This window comes from Corallococcus macrosporus DSM 14697 (assembly GCF_002305895.1).
Classification (GTDB): domain Bacteria; phylum Myxococcota; class Myxococcia; order Myxococcales; family Myxococcaceae; genus Myxococcus; species Myxococcus macrosporus.
The window spans coordinates 1,940,488-1,961,887 of record NZ_CP022203.1; the positions used below are offsets into that span (position 1 = coordinate 1,940,488).

At 68.6% G+C, this 21,400-nt stretch carries 17 protein-coding genes; 9 read left to right on the forward strand and 8 right to left on the reverse strand.

Features of this window, described 5'->3' with window-relative positions; genetic code table 11:
• Positions 1-274 precede the first annotated feature (274 nt).
• From MYMAC_RS08255 to hemH, 6 genes are all read left to right on the forward strand, one after another.
• Complete coding sequence (locus MYMAC_RS08255) at positions 275-592, forward strand: SWIB/MDM2 domain-containing protein (RefSeq protein ID WP_011551643.1); 318 nt, start codon at positions 275-277, stop codon at positions 590-592.
• A gap of 165 nt (positions 593-757) precedes the next feature.
• Complete coding sequence (gene treY, locus MYMAC_RS08260) at positions 758-3,859, forward strand: malto-oligosyltrehalose synthase (RefSeq protein ID WP_204817748.1); 3,102 nt, start codon at positions 758-760, stop codon at positions 3,857-3,859.
• Positions 3,856-5,997, forward strand: a complete 2,142-nt coding sequence (glgX, locus tag MYMAC_RS08265; protein WP_095957674.1) for a glycogen debranching protein GlgX — start codon at positions 3,856-3,858, stop codon at positions 5,995-5,997. The genes treY and glgX overlap by 4 nt, the downstream gene beginning before the upstream one ends.
• A 120-nt stretch (positions 5,998-6,117) precedes the next feature.
• Positions 6,118-7,068 carry a TerC family protein gene (locus MYMAC_RS08270; protein WP_013935328.1) on the forward strand — a complete coding sequence of 317 codons (951 nt, stop codon included), beginning with the start codon at positions 6,118-6,120 and terminating at the stop codon, positions 7,066-7,068.
• A gap of 70 nt (positions 7,069-7,138) precedes the next feature.
• Positions 7,139-7,525, forward strand: a complete 387-nt coding sequence (gene apaG, locus MYMAC_RS08275; protein WP_013935327.1) for a Co2+/Mg2+ efflux protein ApaG — start codon at positions 7,139-7,141, stop codon at positions 7,523-7,525.
• Positions 7,525-8,586: a ferrochelatase gene (hemH, locus tag MYMAC_RS08280; protein WP_095957675.1), complete on the forward strand. Its 1,062-nt coding sequence runs from the start codon at positions 7,525-7,527 to the stop codon at positions 8,584-8,586. Before apaG ends, hemH begins: the two co-directional genes overlap by 1 nt.
• Here the strand turns inward: hemH and MYMAC_RS08285 are convergent.
• Together MYMAC_RS08285 and MYMAC_RS08290 are read right to left on the reverse strand one after the other, a co-directional pair.
• Positions 8,564-9,577 (reverse strand): hypothetical protein, encoded by a 1,014-nt coding sequence (locus tag MYMAC_RS08285; RefSeq protein WP_095957676.1) that lies wholly within the window; start codon positions 9,575-9,577, stop codon positions 8,564-8,566. The two genes, hemH and MYMAC_RS08285, sit on opposite strands and share 23 nt — an antisense overlap.
• A 48-nt stretch (positions 9,578-9,625) precedes the next feature.
• Positions 9,626-10,210, reverse strand: coding sequence for a hypothetical protein (locus MYMAC_RS08290; RefSeq protein WP_239989417.1), 585 nt, complete (start codon positions 10,208-10,210; stop codon positions 9,626-9,628).
• A 185-nt stretch (positions 10,211-10,395) separates the two neighbouring features.
• On the opposite strand from MYMAC_RS08290, the gene MYMAC_RS08295 reads away from it, so the two are divergent.
• Positions 10,396-13,941, forward strand: coding sequence for a DEAD/DEAH box helicase (locus MYMAC_RS08295; RefSeq protein ID WP_095957678.1), 3,546 nt, complete (start codon positions 10,396-10,398; stop codon positions 13,939-13,941).
• Positions 13,942-14,018: 77 nt separating this feature from the next.
• On the opposite strand, the gene MYMAC_RS08300 is transcribed toward MYMAC_RS08295, so the two are convergent.
• From MYMAC_RS08300 to MYMAC_RS08310, 3 genes are all read right to left on the reverse strand, one after another.
• A complete protein-coding gene (locus MYMAC_RS08300) occupies positions 14,019-14,447 on the reverse strand; it encodes a hypothetical protein (protein WP_157757476.1) in 429 nt (142 codons plus the stop codon).
• 239 nt (positions 14,448-14,686) lie between these two features.
• Positions 14,687-15,178, reverse strand: a complete 492-nt coding sequence (locus MYMAC_RS08305) for a HEAT repeat domain-containing protein (protein ID WP_239989418.1) — start codon at positions 15,176-15,178, stop codon at positions 14,687-14,689.
• A gap of 702 nt (positions 15,179-15,880) precedes the next feature.
• On the reverse strand, positions 15,881-16,381 hold the full coding sequence (locus MYMAC_RS08310) for a hypothetical protein (RefSeq protein ID WP_095957680.1): 501 nt from the start codon (positions 16,379-16,381) through the stop codon (positions 15,881-15,883).
• Between the two features lie 276 nt (positions 16,382-16,657).
• Between MYMAC_RS08310 and MYMAC_RS08315 the strand changes: the two genes are divergently transcribed.
• A complete protein-coding gene (locus tag MYMAC_RS08315) occupies positions 16,658-17,263 on the forward strand; it encodes a Crp/Fnr family transcriptional regulator (RefSeq protein WP_095957681.1) in 606 nt (201 codons plus the stop codon).
• Here MYMAC_RS08315 and MYMAC_RS08320 read toward each other — a convergent pair.
• The 3 genes from MYMAC_RS08320 to MYMAC_RS08330 all read right to left on the reverse strand — a co-directional run bounded on the left by MYMAC_RS08320 (position 17,241) and on the right by MYMAC_RS08330 (position 19,886).
• A complete protein-coding gene (locus tag MYMAC_RS08320; RefSeq protein ID WP_095957682.1) occupies positions 17,241-17,906 on the reverse strand; it encodes a DUF4386 domain-containing protein in 666 nt (221 codons plus the stop codon). The two genes, MYMAC_RS08315 and MYMAC_RS08320, sit on opposite strands and share 23 nt — an antisense overlap.
• Before the next feature lie 179 nt (positions 17,907-18,085).
• Entirely contained in the window at positions 18,086-18,805 is a 720-nt protein-coding gene (sitI6, locus tag MYMAC_RS08325; protein ID WP_095961521.1) for a SitI6 family double-CXXCG motif immunity protein, read from the reverse strand.
• Between the two features lie 118 nt (positions 18,806-18,923).
• Positions 18,924-19,886, reverse strand: coding sequence for an L-threonylcarbamoyladenylate synthase (locus MYMAC_RS08330; protein ID WP_095957683.1), 963 nt, complete (start codon positions 19,884-19,886; stop codon positions 18,924-18,926).
• 31 nt (positions 19,887-19,917) lie between these two features.
• On the opposite strand from MYMAC_RS08330, the gene MYMAC_RS08335 reads away from it, so the two are divergent.
• Positions 19,918-21,339, forward strand: coding sequence for a TIGR01777 family oxidoreductase (locus MYMAC_RS08335; protein WP_095957684.1), 1,422 nt, complete (start codon positions 19,918-19,920; stop codon positions 21,337-21,339).
• Positions 21,340-21,400 lie beyond the last annotated feature (61 nt).

Sequence of the window (21,400 nt, forward strand, 5' to 3'; positions counted from 1 at the left end):
GCCGCCAAGGGATTTCTTGAGGGAAGAGAGCGCTCCGGAGCCTGAATTTCGGCCTCCGGCGGCGTTCCGAAGCGAAGGCGCCAGCGGGTGCCGAGCGCTCCGGAGGCTGATTCTCGGGCTCCAGCCGCGTTCGCAGAGGGGCGCTCAGAGGGAAAAACGCAGGAGAGGGCTGTTTTTCGGGCTTGGGCGTGCTACTTCTACGCCGCATCGGCTCTCGCTTCACATAAGCAAAGCCGTACAACGTCCCCTTCGGAGGGGAGGAGACTCAAGACGAATGGCCGCCAAGAAAGCTGCTGCGAAGAAGGCTCCCGCCGCGAAGAAGGCTCCCGCTGCGAAGAAGCGCACGCCGAACGCGTCGTTCATGAAGGAGATGACGCCGTCTGCCGCGCTCGCTGAGATCGTCGGCGCGAAGCCGCTGCCGCGCACCGAGGTTGTCAAGAAGCTCTGGGCCTACATCAAGAAGCAGGGCCTGCAGGACGCGAAGAACAAGCGGCAGATCAACGCCGATGACAAGCTCAAGCCCATCTTTGGTGGCAAGAAGAGCGTCACCATGTTCGAGATGACGGCGCTGGTGAACAAGCAGCTGAGCTGAGCACTGGCCGGGGTCTCCCGGTGGCCGTACTCGGGGCTCGCCGCGACAAGCGGCGGGCCCTTTGCATTTCCAGGCCATGGCGCCGCGGCGTGGAGCGTTGGATAGAGGGCGGACGCCACACTGCGTGCTGGCGGCCGGCGCGTGGGCGGCCTACCTCTGGGCCGCATGTTGCTCGACGCCTTGGAAGAAGAGGGGTCCGCCTCGAATGGGGCGGGTGGCGCCACGATGACGGCGGAGGCCCTGGCCGAGGGCCTCTACTCGCGCGTCCAGGCGGAGCTGGCGGCCCGCCCGCACACGCCTCTGTCCACCTACAGGGTCCAGTTCCACAAGGGCTTCACCTTCGAGGACGCGCGGCAGGTGGTGCCGTACCTGGCCCGCCTCGGGGCGAGTGACCTCTATGCCTCGCCCTACCTGAAGGCCACCCCCGGCAGCACCCACGGCTACGATTGCGTGGACCACCAACAATTGAACCCCGAGGTCGGGACGCCCGAGTCCCACGCGGCGCTCTGCGCGGCGCTGCGCGAGCAGGGCATGGGGCAGGTGCTGGACGTGGTGCCCAACCACATGGGCATCGAGCGGGACAACCGCCTGTGGTTCGACGTGCTGGAGAACGGCCCGTCCTCCGTCTACGCGAAGTTCTTCGACGTCGACTGGTCGCCGGTGAAGGAGGAGCTGCGAGACAGGGTGCTGCTGCCCATCCTGGGAGACCAGTACGGCATCGTCCTGGAGCGGGGGGAGCTCAAGCTGTCCTTCCAGGAGGGCGCCTTCTTCCTCCACTACTACGACCACCTGCTGCCGGTGGCGCCGCGCCAGTACGCCCGCATCCTGCGCCATGGGCTGGAGCGGCTGGAGTCGCGGCTGGGCGGGGAGCACCCCGGCATGGTGGAGCTCCTGTCCATCCTGACCGCCATCGACCACCTGCCGGCGCGCACGGAGGTGGAGCGGCCCAAGGTGGTGGAGCGCCACCGGGAGAAGGAGGTCATCAAGCGCCGGCTGGCCTCGGTGACGGCGGAGTTCCCGGAGGTGCTGGCCTACATCGAGGACAACGTCCGCGTCTTCAACGGCGAGCCGGGCAACCCGCGCTCGTATGACCTGCTGGACTCGGTGCTGTCGGCGTGCAGCTACCGGCTGGCGCACTGGCGGGTGGCGGGCGAGGAGATCAACTACCGGCGCTTCTTCGACATCAACGGCCTGGCCGCGCTGCGCGAGGAGGACCCGGACGTCTTCCAGGAGGCGCACGCGCTCATCTTCCGCTGGCTGCGCGAGGGGCTCGTCACCGGGCTGCGCATCGACCATCCGGACGGCCTCTTCGACCCCACCGCCTACTTCCTGGACCTGCAGGAGGCGTACTTCGTGGAGCGGGCCCACGCCCTGTTCCTCCAGGCGCACGCGGAGGATGACACGCGCTGGCCCGCGGTGGAGCGCGCGCTGCGCGAGCGGTGGCGCGCGGAGGTGACGCAGCAGCCGGACAGCCCGCTGCGCAAGGCGCTGTACGTGGTGGTGGAGAAGATTCAGGGCGGCCGCGAGCGCATGCCGGAGTCCTGGGCCGTGCACGGCACCACGGGCTACCGCTTCGCCAACGCGGTGAGCGGCCTCTTCGTGCAGCCGGACGCGGAGAAGCCGCTGACGGAGCTGTACGAGCGCTTCGTGGGAGGGCAGGCGGACTTCGCCGAGCTCGTCTACCAGAAGAAGCTGCTCATCATGCGCGTGTCCATGGCCAGCGAAATCAACGTGCTGGCGCACGAGCTCAACCGCATCTCGGAGATGAACCGGCGCACGCGCGACTTCACGCTCAACTCGCTGCGGCGGGCGCTGGTGGAGTTCATCGCCCTGTTCCCCGTCTACCGCACCTACGTGGACGGCTGGCGCCCGGAGCTGGATGGGCGTGACGTGCAGTACATCGAATGGACCCTCCAGCGCGCCAAGGAGCGCAACGCCACCACCAACGCGTCCATCTTCGACTTCCTGCGCGACATCCTCCTGCGCCGCTACCCGGAGCACGTGGACGCGCGCGAGCGGGACGTGATGCTGCGCTTCGCCATGAAGCTGCAGCAGGTGACGGGGCCCGTGATGGCCAAGGGCCTGGAGGACACCGTCTTCTACATCTACAACCGGCTGGTCAGCCTCAACGAGGTGGGCGGCGAGCCGGAGCGCTTCGGCGTCCACGCCAACACCTTCCACCTGCGCAACCAGGAGCGCGCGGAGCAGTGGCCGGCCAGCCAGCTCACTTCCAGCACCCACGACACCAAGCGCAGCGAGGACGTGCGCGCGCGCATCAACGTGCTGACCGAGTTGCCCGAGGCGTGGCGCAAGCGCGTGAGGAAGTGGGCCCGCCAGACGGAGAAGGCGGTGTCCCAGCTCCCCACCGGCCCGGCGCCCACGGCCAACGACATATACCTCTTCTTCCAGACGGTGGTGGGCGCGTGGCCCATGGGCGAGTCCCACTCCGCGGAGGAGCTGGCGGACTTCCAGCGCCGGGTGCGTGAGTACATGGGCAAGGCCATCAAGGAGGCCAAGGTCCGCACGTCGTGGACCAACCCCGACAGCGCCTACGACGACGCCGTGGCGCGCTTCGTGGACGCCTGCTTCGACCCGAAGGTGACGGGCCACTTCCTGGAGGACGCGCGGGACTTCAAGCGCTCCATCGAGCGGGCGGGCCAGCACAACGCCCTGGGGCAGCTCCTGCTGAAGATGGCGTCGCCCGGCGTGGTGGACACCTACCAGGGCTGCGAGCTGTGGGACTTGTCGCTGGTGGACCCGGACAACCGGCGGCCGGTGGACTTCGCCCAGCGCGCGCGGCTCCTGGAGGCGCTGGACGCCGAGGCGACGCAGGACCGGGGCGCGTTGAGCCGGCGGTTGGCGGCGGACCTGGACGACGGCCAGGTGAAGCTCTACGTGCTGGCGGAGTCCCTGCGGCTGCGCCAGCGGCAGGCGGCGCTGTTCCGGGAGGGGGGCTACCGGGCGCTCGAGCTGACGGGGCCCCGGGCGAAGGCGGCGGTGGCCTTCGCGCGCGAGCACGGGGACGCCGTGGTGGTGGCCTGCGCGCCGCGCTACACCCTGTCCGCCCTGGCGTCCCCTGAGGGGCTGGCGGGCGCGTACGGCAGCACGTTCCTGGACCTTCCGGAGGCATATGCGGGCATGATGTTCCGCGAGGTGTTCACCGGACGTCAGGTGCGTCCCGAGCGTGGACCGGGTGGCGCGGTGCTGCCCCTGGGACCGCTCCTGGCGGAGTTCCCGGTGATTCTGCTGGAGAGGAGCACCGGATGAGGAGGGCCGAGGTGCTTCCAGGGAAGCCGTATCCCCTGGGCGCCACGTTCGATGGGCACGGAGTCAACTTCGCGGTGTTCAGCGAGCACGCGAAGAAGGTCGAGGTCTGTCTCTTCGACCCGGAGGACCCCGCGAAGGAGACGCGCCGCTTCCCCCTGCTGGAGACCACCCATCAGGTGTGGCACGGCTACGTGCCCGGCCTGGCCGCCGGTACCCTGTACGGGCTGCGCGTCCACGGCCCCTACGAGCCGAAGAAGGGCCAGCGCTTCAACCCGCACAAGCTGCTGGTGGACCCCTATGCCCGGGCCATCCACGGCCAGGTGGACTACCAGGGCCCCATCTACGCCTACACGCCGGGCGCCAAGGAGGACGACCTCGCCTTCGACGCGCGCGACGACGCCGCGGCCGTGCCCAAGGGCGTGGTGCTGGGCCCGGACACCTTCGACTGGGAGGGCGACGCCCCGCCCGCCGTGCCCTGGCACGACACCCTCATCTACGAAGTCCACGTGAAGGGCTTCACGAAGCTGCACCCGCGCGTCCCGGAGGCGCTGCGGGGCACCTACGCGGGGCTGGCCCACCCGGCCAGCATCGAGCACCTGAAGAAGGTGGGCGTCACCGCGGTGGAGCTGCTGCCCATCCAGCACATCGTGGACGAGCCCTTCCTCATCCAGCGCGAGAAGGTCAATTACTGGGGCTACAACACGCTGGGGTACTTCGCGCCGGACGCGCGCTACAGCGGCTCGGGCTCGCTGGGCGGGCAGGTGGACGAGTTCAAGCGGATGGTGAAGCAGCTCCACCGCGCCGGCATCGAGGTCATCCTCGACGTCGTCTACAACCACACCTGCGAGGGCAACCAGCTGGGCCCCACGCTGTCCTTCAAGGGCGTGGACAACGCGGCGTACTACCGGCTCACGGACAAGGACGCGCGCTACTACATGGACTTCACCGGGTGCGGGAACTCGTGGAACGCCACGCACCCGTACGCGCTGAAGCTCATCGCCGACTCCCTGCGCTACTGGGTGGAGGAGATGCACGTGGACGGGTTCCGCTTCGACCTGGCCACCACGCTGGGCCGGGACAGGCACGGCTACGACACCCGCGCGGCCTTCTTCCAGATTGTCCACCAGGACCCGGTGCTCAGCCGGGTGAAGCTCATCTCCGAGCCCTGGGACGTGGGTGACTTCGGCTACCAGGTGGGCAACTTCCCGGTGCTGTGGAGCGAGTGGAACGGCAAGTACCGCGACACCATCCGCCGCTACTGGAAGGGCGATGACCGGCAGGCGGCGGAGATTGGCTACCGCCTCACGGGCAGCTCGGACCTGTTCTCGATGTCCGGCCGCAAGCCCACCGCGAGCGTGAACTTCGTCACCGCGCATGACGGCTTCACGCTGCATGACCTCGTCACGTACAACGACAAGCACAATGAGGCGAACGGCGAGGAGAACCGGGACGGCGCCAACGACAACCACTCCTGGAACTGCGGGGTGGAGGGCGAGACGACGGACGCGAAGATCAACGCCCTGCGCGAGCAGCAGAAGCGCAACTTCCTGGCCACGCTCTTCCTGTCCCAGGGCGTGCCCATGCTGGTGGCCGGCGACGAGATGGGCCGCACGCAGAAGGGCAACAACAACGCCTACTGCCAGGACAACGAGCTGTCGTGGGTGAACTGGGAGCTGAGCGACACGCAGCGCGCGCTGCTGGACTTCACCTGCGCGCTGACGAAGCTGCGGCGTGAGCAGCCGGTGCTGCACAAGCGGCGCTTCTTCCGCGGCGCCCATATGTGGGACAGCGAGCTGAAGGACCTGGCGTGGTTCCGGCCGGACGGCAAGGAGATGCGCAAGGACGACTGGGAGAAGCCCTACGTGCGCTCCCTGGGCATCCTGCTGGGCGGGGACGCCATCGCCGCCCCGGACGACGAAGGGAACCGGATTGTCGGGGACACCGTGCTGGTGCTGATGAACGCGCACCACGAGCCCATCACCTTCATGCTGCCCGCCGTGGAGTGGGGCGCGGACTGGGAGCTGGTGGTGGACACGGCGGTGTCAGGCGAGTCGCCTCGCACGCACACGCCCGCGGGGGGCACCGTGCAGGTGGTGGGCCGCTCGCTGGCGGTGTTGCGCCGTCCGGCCACGGAGTAGCCCTGGCGGGACAGGCGGCTGGACGAAAATGGGTGCCCCAGAAGGTTCCTCGGAGGGGTCGACGCCCGGGCCTCCCGCCGGTAGGGTGCGCCCCGCCGTACCCTGCAACAGGATTGCCACGTGAACACGCAAGTCGCGCTCTGGGTGGGTTTCAACGTCTTCGTCCTCGCGATGCTCGCGCTGGACCTCGGGCTGTTCCACCGCAAGGACCATGCGGTGACGCCGAAGGAGGCGGGCCTCTGGACGCTGGTGTGGATTACCCTCAGCCTCATCTTCTGCGCGGGCATCTGGCACTACCAGGGGCCCACCGTGGGGCTCCAGTGGTTGACGGCGTACGTGGTGGAGTACGCGCTCTCCGTCGACAACCTCTTCGTCTTCCTGATGGTGTTCAGCTACTTCCGGGTGGCGCCCGAGCACCAGCACCGGGTGCTCTTCTGGGGCATCCTGGGCGCGTTCGTCATGCGCGCCGGCCTCATCCTCGCCGGCACGGCGCTGGTGAAGCAGTTCCACTGGCTCATCTACCTGTTCGGCGCGTTCCTCGTCTTCACCGCGGTGAAGATGCTGGTGTCCAAGGACGAGGAGATTGACCCGGAGCAGAAGGGCATCGTGAAGTTCGCGCGCCGGGTGCTGCCGGTGGCCCGCCTGGGGGAGGGCAGCCGCTTCATGGTGCAGGAGGACGGCCGCAGCAAGTTCACCCCGCTCTTCATCGTGCTGCTGGTGGTGGAGGCCACGGACCTGCTCTTCGCGCTGGACTCCATCCCCGCGGTGCTGGGCATCAGCCAGGACGCCTTCATCATCTACACGTCCAACGTGTGCGCGATTCTGGGCCTGCGCTCGCTGTTCTTCGTCGTGGCCAGTTTGATGGACAAGTTCCACTTCCTGAAGGTGGGCCTGAGCGCCATCCTGGGCTTCGTGGGCGTGAAGATGCTCATCACCTTCTTCGACATCCACCTCCACATCGGCATCTCCCTGGGCGTGATTGCCGGCATCCTCTTGGCGGCCATCATCGCCTCGCTGGTGTGGCCGAAGCAGCCGGACCCCGGCCAGGACCGGGAGAGCGCGAAGACGTAGGCCGGGCGCTGGGGCTTCCAACCCAGCGTTTTCCTTGCAAGTGGCGGCGGTTGCCGCCAAATCTGGGGGCATGTCCTCCAGCGCCACCACCGACGGCATCCGCATCACCGTGAAGCCCTCCTACTGGCCGGAGCGCAGCGCTCCGGAGTCCGGGCAGTTCGCCTTCATGTACACGGTGGAGATTGCCAACGAGGGCGACGCGCCCGCGCAGCTCAAGGCACGGCACTGGGTCATCACCGATGCCACGGGCAAGGTGGAGGAGGTGCGGGGCGAGGGCGTGGTGGGCCGCCAGCCCCACCTGGGGCCCGGAGAGCGGTTCGAGTACACGAGCTGGGCCATGCTCCGCACGCCCTTCGGCACCATGCGCGGCAGCTATGACATGGCGCGGCCGGACGGCACGCGCTTCGAGGCGCGCATCGCCGAGTTCGCGCTCACCCTCCCCAATTCCCTGCACTGATGCCAACGCCCACCTCGAAGCGAGGGCTGCTGCTCGTCAACCTGGGGACGCCGGACGCGCCCCAGCCGGGGCCGGTGCGCCGCTACCTGCGCGAGTTCCTCAGCGATCCGCGCGTCATCGACATCCACCCCGTGGCCCGCTGGGCGCTGCTCAACCTCGTCATCCTGCCGGTGCGGCCGGCGAAGAGCGCGGAGGCGTACCGCAAAATCTGGATGAAGGAGGGCTCGCCGCTGCTGGTGTACAGCCAGGCCCTGGCGGCCCAGGTGGCCGAGCGGCTGGCGGGCGAGTACGAGGTGGTGCTGGCCATGCGGTATGGCTCGCCCTCCATCCCCGACGGCATCGCGGCGCTCAAGGCGCGCGGCGTGTCGGAGTTCACCGTGCTGCCGCTGTACCCGCAGGAGGCCGCGTCCTCCACGGCGTCCTCGCTGGCGCGCACCTACGAGGTGCTGGCCCAGTCCTGGGACGTGCCCTTCGTGCGCGCGGTGCCGGCCTTCTTCGAGCACCCGGGCTTCCTGGACGCCTTCACCACCGTGGCGCGGCCGGTGATTGACGAGGCGCGCGCCGACTACGTCCTCTTCAGCTTCCACGGCCTGCCGGAGCGGCACATGCGCAAGAGCGACCCCACGGGGACGCACTGCCTGTCCACGGCCTCGTGCTGCGACGCCCTGACGGACGCGAACCGGCACTGCTACCGCGCGCAGAGCTACGCGACGGCGCGGGGGCTGGCGCAGCGGCTGGGCCTGCCGGCGGACGGGTGGAGCGTGTCCTTCCAGTCGCGCCTGGGCCGCACGCCGTGGGTGAAGCCGTACACGGACGTGGTGCTGCCGGAGCTGGCGAAGCAGGGCGTGAAGCGGCTGGCGGTGATGTGCCCGGCCTTCGTGGCGGACTGCCTGGAGACGCTGGAGGAGATTGGCCTCCGCGCGCGGGAGCAGTTCGTGGAGGCGGGAGGGGAGTCGCTGACGCTCGTCCCCTCCCTCAACGCCCACCCGGCGTGGGTGGACGCGGTGGTGCGCATGGTGCGCGAGTCGGACGGCCCGCCTACTGCTGCGGCTGCGCCGTAGGCGCCGGCGCGGGGGCCGCTTCCGCCGCGCTGAGGCGCAGCTTCATCGTGCCCGTGGGCACCTGGAGGGCGGCGGTGGGGAAGCCGCCCTTCGTCACCGAGGTGATGGTGCCTTCCCAGGAGCGCCAGCGTCCGGCCTTCACCAGGAACTCGCCGCGGCCGGTGATGGTGACCTCGGCGCTGGCGCTGGTTTCGGGCGAGGGCTTGCGCCGGGGGTTCTCCGAGTCCGCGGCCTCCGCCTCTTCCTCCGCGGCGCGCGCGGGCGAGGTGGGCGGGGCCTCCTGCGCGTGGACCGTGCCACCCAGCTTCTCGGAGATGTCGTACTCCAGCGTGGCCACCTGCTCGCCGCCGTCAGCGGGCGTCAGGCTGGCGAGCTTCACGCGGTTGCGCCGCTCCGGCTGGCCGGCCTGGAACTGGGCCCCCAGCGCCTCGGACAGAATCAGCTCGGTGCCGAGCGACCAGGTGTCGCCGGTGCCCACCGGCTCCCTGGGCAGCTCCAGCACCAGGGTGGCCGTGTTGCGGGTGGCGCCCTGCAGGCCGTCGAGCACGAAGCCGCGCTCGCTCAGGGTGCCGACGTCCACCTCGGCGTTGCTGCCCTCGGGGATGACGCGGAGGCGGTAGTCACCCGAGTCGGTCCGCTCCAGCGCGTAGGTGAGGGCGTCGGGCAGCGTCGCCGCGGGCGCCGCGGCGGCGGGCTTCTCCTTGCCCTTGCCCCTGCCCTTCCTGGTGGAGGAGCCCTCCTCAGGGGCGCCGCCGGTGCGCTCGATGTCGAGCCGGTACGACGTGGGCGCGCCCGCGGTGAGCTTCCACCGGAGGACCACCTTCGAGGGGTCCACCGGGGGCTCCGCGGCCTGGGCCGGGGCGGCCTCCGGGGGAGGCGGAGCGTCTTTCATCCCCGGCGGGCGGGGGATGGGCTCCATCTTCCCGCGAGGTTCTTCCTTGCAGGCGGTGAGTGACAGGGCGAGGACCAGGCCATACACGCTTCGCTTCACGCGGGGACGCTCCTTGGCATCCCTGGCGGGATATCGAAGCAAGCGAGGTCATTCAAGTACGTCACCCGGCCGCTCCGAGGATGAATGGGCGAGATAGATGTCGACCTGCGTCTTGACGCGTCCGGCGAAGTCTGGGTCGAGCCGCTCCATGATGGCCCATTCGAGCTCGCGGTCCCGGCGGAGGTCGGGCCTGGCGGAGCGCACCAGCACGGGCTCCGCGGAGAGCAGGACGGTGGGCATGATGTTCTGCTTCTCCTCGGGGGCCGACATGGTCGTCTTCTCCGGGGCCGGCAACGACTGGGTCCGAGCGGGCATGTTGGCGGCCATCTGGTACGCGCGCACGGTGAACCGGCCGTCGGGGCGCTTGTACCCTTCGACGTAGAGGCGGGACCAGTGGGTGAAGACGTCGTAGTTGCCGGAGACCTTCCAAGGCGTGATGAGGAACAGCGGGTCCGTGCTGGGCAGCAGGGCGTAGCCGCGCTCGCTCAGGACGGCCTCGGCGGCCTTCATGACCTGCCGTGCGGGCATGTCGTACACCACGTAGCTGGTCGTGCGTTCCAGCAGCGTCTGGCGTTGGCTCGTGCAACCCGTCAGCACCAGCAGCATGAGGATGCTCGCGAATTGGGGGCTCATCGTCATCGACAGGACTCCTTGAGGGGGCAGGGCCACATGTGTGCGGCGCCCGTGACAACGTCGTGGCTCGCGGGCCCATATCGCTGGGGGCATGCGGAAAGTGACGCCGGGCAGCCGGGCGTCTGGTGGCCTCGCGTCACGGCCCGGCCTTGCGTTTCGTGGCTGCTTCGCGAAGAAGCGGGGGCATGTCCGCGCCGCTCGATGAGTCCGTGACTCCCTTGTTCGATACGGCCAGCGATGCGCTGGCGTGGCTGCGGGCGCAGGGGCTCGAGCACCTGTCGCGGCTGAGCCTGGCGGTGCTGATGCCGCTGGTGGATGCCGCCTGGTTGCCGCAGGCGCGGCCCGTGCTCGCCCGCCGCCGGCTGGTGGAGTTGTTGAGCACGGACTCGCTGGCGCGTTGGATGACGGAGGCGATGCCGTCGCCCCGGATGAAGGAGCTGCTGCCCACGCTCGCCTGGCGCTTCGTGGAGGCGGAGCGGCTGGGCGCGGAGGCGTCACGGGCCTCGCTCGAGGAGCGGCTCGCGCCGCCTGGGGATTCCCGCACGCATCGCGTCCATGGGCTGTTGCTGGCGTTGCGCGCGCGGGTTCCAGCGTCCGTCGCGCCTCGGCCGGTGCACGCGCTGGTGCCGGACCTGATGCAGTACGACGCGCCGCTGCCGGGCTTCCGCCTGCGCGAGACGCGCATCTCCGAGCTGCCGGTGGGCGCGCACGCGGGCTTCATCCTCCCCGAGGCCCGGCTGATTTTCTCCCCCACCGAAGTCACGGGGGACTGCTCTTGCGGCGCGACGTTCTGCGTCCACCTGCTGGCGGTCATCGACACGGCGCTGCTGTGGCTGCGCCAGCCCTGGTCGGAGACCTTTGGCGAGGAGCTGGAGGAGCTGGTCCGTCCCGGCTGGGAGCGCGCGCTGCGGGCGCTGGAGCGGGCCGTCGATGACAGCCCCGGCGGGCCCGGGGGTGGGGAGGTTTCCTGGCGGCTGGACGTCATCAACGGGTACGGCGTGGAGCTGGCGCCGTACGTGCACAAGCGCAACAAGAAGGGGCAGCGCAGCACGGGCGCGAAGGTGAGCCGGCGCAAGCTGCTCCAGGAGCATGGCTCGCAGTTGTCGGCGGCGGATGCGCGGCTGGCGGCGTTGCTGCCGGAGTCGGAGGCCCCGGCGTCGCGCGCGCTGCTCTTCGAGCTGGTGGGGCATCCTCGCATCCACCTGGATGAGAACCCGGACCTGCTGGTGCGCATCGAGCGCGCGAAGGTCGGGCTCGTCGCCGAGGACCGGGACGGGGTGGTCATCGTCAGCGCGGGCGTGGATGGCGCGACGCTGCCCTCGGCGATGCTGGAGCGGGTGCGCAGGGCGCCGCCGGAGGAGGGGCTCTACGTCTGGGACGACCACCAGCGGGTGCTCACCGTGCTGGACGCGGGGCCGGAGGTCCGCGCGCTGCTGACGGCGTTGAACCGCCACGGCAACGCGTTTCCGCCGGAGAGCCATGTGGCGCTGCTGGACCAGCTGTCGAAGCTGTCCCTGCGCGTGCCGGTGGCGCTGCCCCGGAGCGTCATGGGGGAGTCGGTGCCGCTGCGTTACGTCTCCGTGGTGCGCATGGAGGCGCATGCGAGCGGCGCGGTCCGCGTGGAGCTGCGTGCCCGCCCGCTGCCTGACAGCCCCACGTTCATTCCGGGGGAGGGGGCGCGTGACGTCCACATCCGGCGAGGCACGGGGGCGGTGCACGCGGTGCGGGACTTCGTTCAGGAACGCGATACGGCGGAGCTGCTGCAGGCCCGGTTGCCGCTGGACACGGCGGAGCCCGAGGAGCTGCCCTTCACCTTCCGCTTCACCAGCGCGCAGGGCGGCCTGGCGGTACTCGCGGCGTGTACGGAGGTGGAGCCTCGGCCGGAGCTGGAGTGGGTGGGGGCGCCGGTGCGGCTGTTCCAGGCCCCCGCGCCTCAGGCGCTGAAGGTCATCCTGGAGCGGAAGCGGGACTGGTTCGGCGTGCTGGGCGGGCTGTCCGTGGAAGGCGAGCGGGTGGAGCTGGCGCGGTTGCTGGACGCGGCTCGGCGCAAGGAGCGCTGGGTCCAGGTGGACGCGACGTCCTACGTGGAGATTGAGGGGGCGCTGCGGGAGCACCTGGAGCGGCTGGCGGACCATGCCCACGCCACACGCCATGGGCTGGAGGTGGGGCCCTCCGCGGTGGAGGCGCTCACCGCGCTCCAGGACGCCGGCGCGGACGTCGAGGCGGACAAGACGTGGCAGTCGCTGGTGGAGCGCATCTTCGCGGCGAAGGAGCTGAAGCCGCGGGTGCCCGCGGGGCTGAAGACGGCGCTGCGGGACTATCAGCAGGAGGGCTTCCGCTGGCTGACGCGGTTGGCGTCGTGGGGGGCGGGTGGGGTGCTCGCGGACGACATGGGCCTGGGCAAGACGGTGCAGGCGCTGACGGTGCTCCTGGACCGGAGCAAGCTGGGGCCCGCGCTGGTGCTGGCGCCGACGTCCGTGGCCTTCAACTGGATGGAGGAGGCGAAGCGCTTCGCGCCGTCGCTGCGGATGACGCTGTTCTCGGAGGTGGCGGACCGGGGTCAGACGTTGGAGCGCTTGGGGCCCAAGGACGTGCTGGTGATGAGCTATGGCCTGCTCACGCGGGACATCGAGCGGCTGTCGAAGCTCCGCTTCTCCACCATCATCTTCGACGAGGCGCAGACGCTGAAGAACGCGACGACGCACCGCTTCCGCGCGGCGCGGGCGCTCCAGGGGGACTTCAAGTTCGCGCTCTCCGGCACGCCGCTGGAGAACCACCTGGGCGAGCTGTGGAGCCTCTTCGCCGTCGTCTTCCCAGGGCTGCTCGGGAGCTGGGAGGCGTTCCGCTCGCGCTTCGCCGCGCCGATTGAGCGGGGCGTGGACCCGACGGCCGCGCCCGCGCTGGCCCGGGTGCTTCAGCCCTTCCTGCTGCGCCGCACGAAGGCGCAGGTGGAGGCGCAGTTGCCGCCGCGCACGGACATCCGGGTGCCCATCGTCCTGTCGTCCGAGGAGTGGGCGCTCTACGAGGACGCGCGGCTGGCGGCGCTCTCGGATTTGGAGACGCGCAAGCCGAAGCTGAAGGAGCAGGAGCGGCGCATCGAAATCCTGGCGGCGCTCACGCGGCTGCGCCTGCTGGCTTCACATCCGCGGTTGTATGACGCGGGCTCGAAGCTGGAGTCGGCCAAGCTGGAGCGGTTCATGGAGTTGGTGCGGGAGCTCCGCGCGGAGGGGCATCGCGCGCTCGTGTTCAGCCAGTTCACGTCCCATCTGGCGCTGGTGCGCGAGGTGCTGGACGCGGAGGGGATTGATTACGAGTACCTGGATGGACAGACGCCCGCGGGGGCTCGGGCCGAGCGGGTGCGCGCGTTCCAGGAGGGGGACGTCCCGCTGTTCCTGATTTCGCTCAAGGCCGGTGGCTTCGGGCTGAACCTCACGGCGGCGACCACGGTGATTCACCTGGACCCGTGGTGGAACCCCGCCGTGGAGGACCAGGCCTCCGACCGCGCGCACCGGATTGGCCAGGAGCGGCCGGTGACGGTGTACCGGCTGGTGACGCGGGGGACCATCGAGGAGCAGATGCTGTCGCTGCACGAGCACAAGCGCGCGCTGGTGGCGGGGGTGCTGGAAGGGAAGGACGCGGCTGGACGGCTGTCGACCCAGGAGTTGCTGGGGTTGCTGTCTCAGCGACTGGCGCCGCCTGGGGAGGAGGAGGGGCCTCGGACTCGGCACTGATTGGCTGGGCGGGGGAATTGGGGTGGGTCTCGGTTCTCACGCCCTGACATCGGCCACCCGTTCATTTCACTGGGGACTCAGGGAATCGGGCGTGGCTCACGGCTGAGCATGTGCAACAAGCTATCGGTCCTCCAGGGAAGCGCACCGTTGAAGTGAGGCTCCGAGTTCCACAGGCTGAGTGCGCCGAGGACCGTGAGACTTGCGAGCATCGGCACGGCCAGCGAGCGTGGTCGGTCTTGCTTCAGGCAGAGCCAGATGAAGGCCGCAGTGGACATGAGGCCTCGCAAAGGCCACCAGAAAAAAGCGGAGCGAAGCAGGTCCCCCACTTCGGATGGATTTGAGACGGCGGCCCATGTGATGAGGACGGCGGCAGGGGCGAAGCGGATGAATTCTGTGGTGACGATGCCAGTCCAGAGGGCCTTGGGGCTCGCTCTTTCGTACATCAGGACAATAACGAGCTGGACAAAGCCTATCGTCATGTCCTCGGCTCCGTCGCCGAGACCCATGCAGTCACCCTGTCCGCCCATCAGGGTGTAGCCCCACTCGTGCGGGACCACCCGTCTGATCACGAATTCAATGAGGAAGGCCGCGAGAAGCGCGGCAAAGGCCCATCTGAAGACGCGAGGCGATTCGGGGCGAGGGCTTGGCAGGGCTGCACTCGAAGTCGAAGACGGCTCCATTTCGAGAGCCTACCGTGCTGCTCACTCCGATGCGAAGCGGGCGCCGTTCGATGCGCGCCAGGCCGTCACGTCTTGCCCCACGTCAATGATTCGATCGCCGCAGCGGCCTTCTCCCCGATGGTCTCACCCCAGCCCGGGACTGGGGTCTGGTCATTGACCAGGGCTTCGAGCACCGGGACGAATGGGAGATGGTTTGACTCTCCGAGCGCGAATATCGCGCCGAAGCGGACCTCAAGAGATGGGTCCTTCAGTGCCGACAGCAGTGCCTTGGCGGCGGACTCGAACCTGGCGGTCCCCGGCCTGACCTGGGAGAACATGTACGCAATGCCCTCCGCGGCCTGTCCGCGCACCACGGGGTCCTCTTGGGGATTCGCGAGGATGCGCACCATGAGCTCCCATGCCCTGAGGTCACCATGCCAGGAGAGCGCGTAGAGGATTCCCTGCCGTGCGTCCGCACTGCTGACGGTGTCGAGCAACGGTATCAGCCTGTCCGTGGTCGTCGGGTCGCCTGAAAGGAGCTTGGCTGCTGGGTCGATGGTTGCCCGGTCCGAGCCCACGATGGCCTCCAGGGCGGATTCGCGCTGCGCTTCGGACAATGGCTCTTTTTCGTTAGGGCTCATTGAGAGATGATCTGCCAAAGGAGCAGGCTTCTCCAAGGAAGGATGGGATTGACGTAGAAATCATTCGTCCACTGGCTGAGGAGCGTGAGGAGGGCGGCACTCGCGAGGCCCGAGACGGCCATCCGCCTCCAGCCTGGCGACGCTCGCTTCGTGCAGAGCCAGACAAGGGCCGCCGTCGAGATGGCGGCGCTTGCCGTCCACCAGAGGACAGCGGAGCCTCTGAGGTTGTCCACTTCAATGGGCGTGGTGACAAGCACCCATCCAAGCATTGCTGCGGAGGGTACGTAACGAACGAACGCAGTGGTGATGATTCCGGCCCAGCACGCGCTCGGTCCCTTCCGGCCGAACATGACGACGGCAAGGAGCTGTGCAAGTCCAAGGAGGAGCTCCGAAAGTGGAGAACCCAGGCCGAGGCAGTCGCCTTGCCCGCCACTTAAGGTGTAGCTCCCTCCGAACGCAAATCCCCCTGCGATGGTAAGGCTCGCGATGACTGAGGCCCAGGTCCAACCGACCCAGCGAATCCATTCCTTGTGACCGGACGGGCGAGGGGATGCGCTGTGCGCTGTCTGCATTTGCCGATGATACTGGGAGCGACCGCCGCTTGTCCCGCTCCCTGTTGGATACGGTATTCGGGGTGGCTCAGGGAGAGCGCATCACCGCGACGGGCATGACGCCTTTCCCGTTCCACGGCAGGGGAGAATCGATGCCGGAGTTGTCGCGATGGCTGAGCAGTCCCAGCAGCGCGACGCTCGCCAGTCCTGAGATGACCAGCATTCGCCAACCCGGGCGCTCTCGCTTCATGCAGAGCCAGATGATGGCAGCGCTTGAAACGATGGCCCGCAGCGTCCACCAGAAGTATGCGGAGCGATGCAGGGGGCCCATTTCAAAGTCAGGTGGTGGGGAGGTTGCAAGCCAGGCGAGGAGCACCATGGTGGGGACGTACCTGATGAACTCGCTGGTGATGATGCCCGTCCAGAGCGCCTTGGGGCCGCTCCTGCCGTACAGGCTGACGGCAAGGGGCTGCGCAATGCAGATGAGCACATCTGCAAGCGCATAGCGCTGAAACATGCACTCCCATCCGCCAGTGAGCGTGTAGAGCGGTCCGAAGGTAAGGACCTTTTCCAAGGCGATGATGGCCATGCTGGAGAGCCAGGCCCAGCCGACCCAGCGGCCCCATTCTGGGATGCCGATTCTCTGCGTGGTGGTTGAAGCCGCCGGAGGTTCCATTCGCTGAGGATACCAGGAGGCGGCTGGCGGTGATGAGGACGGTCATTTTGAACGCCTGCTCGATTCGGAGCCGCGACCCGATTGGCCAGCTCGGAGGGCGCTCCGGTGCCCTGGCCGGATGCACATTTTCGGGCCACGTCCGCCGGTCTGATGGGATGATGCGGCTTCCTCCGGTCGCGCAGTGCCCACATGAAACACAGACTCGTCGACTACTTCCGCCGCATCGCTCCTTTGTCGGACGAGGAGGCCCTGGCCATCCTGGACAGCATGGTGGTGAAGACCTGCCCGAAAGGCACGCACCTGCTCATGGCGGGCCAGGTCTGCACCGAGGCCTACTTCGTCCTCCAGGGCTGCGTCCGCCAGTACTCCGTCGTTGACGGTGAGGAGCGGAGCAGCGGGTTCTTCACCGAGGACGAATGGGTCCTCTCGATTCACAGCATGGTGAACCAGACCCCGGCGGAGCACTTCCTGGTCTGCGTGGAAGACACCACGGTGGTGGTCGGCACGGAGCAACGCGAGGGGGACCTGTATCGACGCTTCCCCCGCTTCGAGAGCATCTCCCGGATGGTGATGCAGAAGGTCCTGGCGGAGCAGCAGGAGCGGTTCGCTTCGTACCTCACCGATACCCCGGAGCAGCGCTACCTCAAGCTCTCGAAGACGCGGCCGGACATGCTTCAGCGGATTCCGCAGTATCAACTGGCCAGCTACATCGGCGTGCAACCCGAGTCGCTGAGCCGGATCCGAAAGCGCATTGCCACGCGCGGCAAGCCGGCTACGCCGCGACGGAAGGGGTGACGGTTCGGAACCCCTTGGCGATGAGCCAGCCGCCCAGGAACAGCTCGAAGAGGCCTCCGGGGCCGGAGAAGAAGATGCCCCACGGCAGCCCGAAGAGCTCGAGCACGGCCCCCAGCGCCAGAAGCCCGTAGCCCAGCGCGCCCACCAGCGGGAGCAATGAGGGAAGAAGCCGGGCGCGGTACAGCGATAGGCAGAACGCCACGCTGCCGGTCCCCAGGATGATCATCGCGAGCTGGTACGCCCAGAAGTTCCCCTTCGAGAGAAGTCGGGTCAGGGTCACCAGTTCCGGCGCCGGCTGCCCTTGCGCGGAAGCTCCGAGCTGAAGGATGCACAGGAGGAAAATCACTCCGATGATGAGGACCAGCGCCTCCATGACCCGCGTGCAGACGTACGCGACGGCGATGCTCGGGCTCCGCGCTCGGAGGATCGGAAAGCACAGCACGCCAATCCCGACGACGAGGATGGAGTTCAACAGGAGCAGCAGCGCGCCCCCGACGAACAGCGTCCTCTGCCCGGCCACTACGGCCAGGTGCTCCGGCTCCTGCAGGATGGAGGTGACGAGCGCGGTGCCGATGCCGTAGGCGAAGAATGGAAGGAGAAAGAGGACTCCCAGAGAGCGGGAGTGAAGGCGGGTGGTGCTCATCGAGAGGGCTCCAGAACGTTCAGGGACGTTGTGGCCTCGAGAGTAGGGAGGAGGCGCCCTTGCCCTCATTGATGAGGGTTAATAACCCGGTTCCCTTATCGGGACTGGGTGGGTGAAATCGGTGGAAGTGCCATCCGCAGAGCATTGCGGCGCCCTCTCCTCCAGTAGAAGCGAGGGACTTATCGGGCCGCGAGTTCGTTGAAGCGGACTCCCGTCAAGGAAAGTCGCCGCACGGAGTCCGCCATTCGTTCGCTGGCCACGATGAATGTGGGCCAGTCGTGTAGCCGAAAAAGATCTGGAGGCTCTGGTATCGAATGTAGGTCGAGAGTCGGTGGCTGAGGTAGCCCGTGACGGGGCATCCCGCACGTCGAGCAGGCTTGGCTCATTTCAGGAGACACGCCATCAAGGTGCAGTCGGCCATGAAGTTCCAACTGCATGGCGAGCAACTCAGGTGGGTTCTTGCCGCGGTACTGCACATTCAACGTGCAGCCTGAAAGGCCTTGGATGCCCGCCGCCTGAAGACGCTCCACGGCTTCACGGCGGATGTAAAGCGACCAGGGGTTCTGCATGAAGAGGTCGCCAAAGGCCCCGCTGCCCGTACCTGTGGGCGGACCAAAATCTGCGCCCGGTTCCAGCCGAGCCCAACTGGGCGCGAGAGGTCGGACCCGTTCTCTCAATCGAGAGAACTCCTCGAGGCTGACCTGCCGGCCTGGATTTTCGAATGCCTGTCGCTCCGGGAGGCTCGACAGGTCTACGCATGGGTACTGGAGACCAGCCCAGCCTCCCGCAGCTCCACATGCGTCGCAGGGACTGACGCCTGGGAACCCCCAGGGAGGGCGCGCTCGTAGGCTACCGGTGAACTCAGTGGTCCTGTCTTCTTCGACCACATAGAACTTCAAGAGCGCAGCCTCCTGGGTCGTCACCTTCATCGCTTGCAGTACGGCATGAGCTTCCCATCCGGTTCAGAGCGGAAGCGCAGGTCGTCAGCGTGGCCGTAGATGACGACGTCGGGACGCGCTATCCCCGCGGAGCTGCGGCGCGCGACAGCCGGTCCCGGACCGCGATGCCCAGCCCGCTCTCCGCCGGGAGGCACGCCACCAGCACGTCGTGCCCCTGTGCATCCGCCTCACGCAGCCGGGCGTACAGCACACGCGCAGCCCCAGCAGGCTCATCCGGTACATCGAAGCGCGGCACATCAGCTGGCAACGCAAGGCTCGCCGGTCCCAGCACACCCACGCGCAATCCCTGTCCACGCAACTCCTGGACCCGCGCCACGGCCTGTCCGGGCTCCACCAGCACCACACCGGCACGCGGCGCGTAGTGCGACTCCAGTGAACCCGACACGCGCACCTTGGACGTCGTCCGCACCGGCACCTTCCGCCCCAGCACCCGCTCCACGTTCTCCGCCGCCAGTCCACCGGGCCGCAGAATCGCGGGCTCCTCCGAGCTCAAGTCCACGATGGTCGACTCCACGCCCACCGTGCACGGGCCTCCATCCAGGACCAGGTCCACGTCGCCACCCAGGTCCTCCCGCACGTGTTCCGCAGTCGTGGGGCTGACCTTCCCGAACCGGTTCGCGCTCGGCGCGGCAAGCCCACCGCCCAGCCTCCGCAGCACCGCGAGCGCCACCGGGTGATTCGGTACACGCAGGGCCACCGTGTCCTGCCCCCCCGTGACAGCATCCGTGGCCCGGGCGGTGCGCTTCAGCACCAGCGTCAACGGCCCCGGCCAGAAGGCCTCGGCCAGCTTCCTCGCGGCCTCCGGGACTTCATGGGCCCAGGCGCCCAGGTGCTCCACCCCCGGGATGTGGACGATGAGCGGGTGGGTGGCGGGACGGCCCTTGATGGCGAAGACGCGGCGTACTGCCAGCTCGTCCTCCGCGTTGGCGGACAGACCGTAGACGGTTTCCGTCGGCAGGGCGACGACACCACCGCGCCGCAGCAATTCCACCGCGCGTTCAAGGGACTCTGGAGCAATCATGCGCCGCCGCACTGTCGCCCCAGGAGGGAACATGGGCAAGTCGCACGTCTTCGATGCTCGCAGCCGGATGCCCGTCTCAGCCAGTGACCTCTTCGCCTGGCATGCCCGGGAAGGGGCGTTCGAGCGCCTGGCGCCCCCCTGGGAGCGGATGGAGGTACTGGAGCGCACCGGCGACGGCATCCGCACCGGCGCCCGCGTCGTCGTCCGCATGCGCGTGGGCCCCGTCCCCCAGCGCCTGGTGGCCGAGCACACCGCCTACTCCGAAGGCGCCATGTTCCAGGACACCCAGCGGTCCGGCCCCTTCACGAAGTGGGTCCACACCCACCGGATGTGGCCCGAGCCCACCACGGGCACGTCCATCCTGGACGACGAGGTGGAGTACATCCTCCCCGTGGGCCCGCTGGGCAGCCTCTTCGGCGGAGGCTTCGCGCGCCGCACCCTGGAGCGGATGTTCGCGTACCGGCACCGCATCACCCGCGAGGACCTCAAGCGCCACGCCGCCTTCGCGGGGCAAGGGCCGCTCACCATCGCCGTCACCGGTGCCTCGGGGCTGGTCGGCTCCTCGCTGGTGCCCTTCCTCACCACCGGCGGCCACACCGTGAAGCGCCTGGTGCGCGGCAAGGCGGACCCCGCGCGGAGCGAGGTCGCCTGGGCGCCCGACAAGGGCGAGGTGGACACCGACGCGCTCGAAGGCGTGGACGCCGTGGTGCACCTCGCTGGAGTCAACGTGGCGGGCCAGCGTTGGACCCCCGAGTACAAGGACGCCATCCTCAAGAGCCGCACCCAGGGCACCCGCACCCTGGCCGAGGCCCTGGCGCGCATGAAGCGCAAGCCGAAGGTGCTCGTCTCCGCGGGCGGCAGCAGCATCTACGGCGACCGTGGCGACGAGCTCCTCACCGAGGAGAGCAGCACCGACGGGAAGGGCTTCCTCTCCCAGGTCTCACGCGAATGGGAGGCCGCCGCCGAGCCCGCCGAGGCCGCCGGCATCCGCGTGGTCCACCTGCGCATCGGCCCCGTGCTGGACGCGCGCGAGGGCGCCCTGGCGAAGATGCTCCCCGCGTTCCTCGCGGGCGGCGGCGGGCCCATCGGCTCCGGGCGGCAGTGGATGAGCTGGGTGGCGCTGGAGGACGTGCTCGGCCTCATCCACTTCTCCCTCTTCACCGAGGCGGCGCGCGGCGCCCTCAATACCGTCGCGCCGGGGGCCGTGAGACAGGCGGACTTCGCCCGGACCCTGGGCAAGGTGCTGCGGCGCCCGGCTGTCTTCCCGGTCCCCGCGCCCGTGGTCCGCACGCTCTTCGGTCAGATGGGGCAGGAGGCGCTGCTGGACGGCGCGCGAATCGTGCCCCAAGCGGCCCAGCGGCTGGGGTTCGCCTTCCTCCTTCCCGACCTGGAGGGCGCGCTGCGTTTCACCCTGGGTCGCACGACGGAGGGCCCTGAATACCGCCATTCTTGACGGGGCCGGCGCTTGACAATCCCCTCCGCTGCGCCAGAAGAAACGACGCATACGAAGGGGA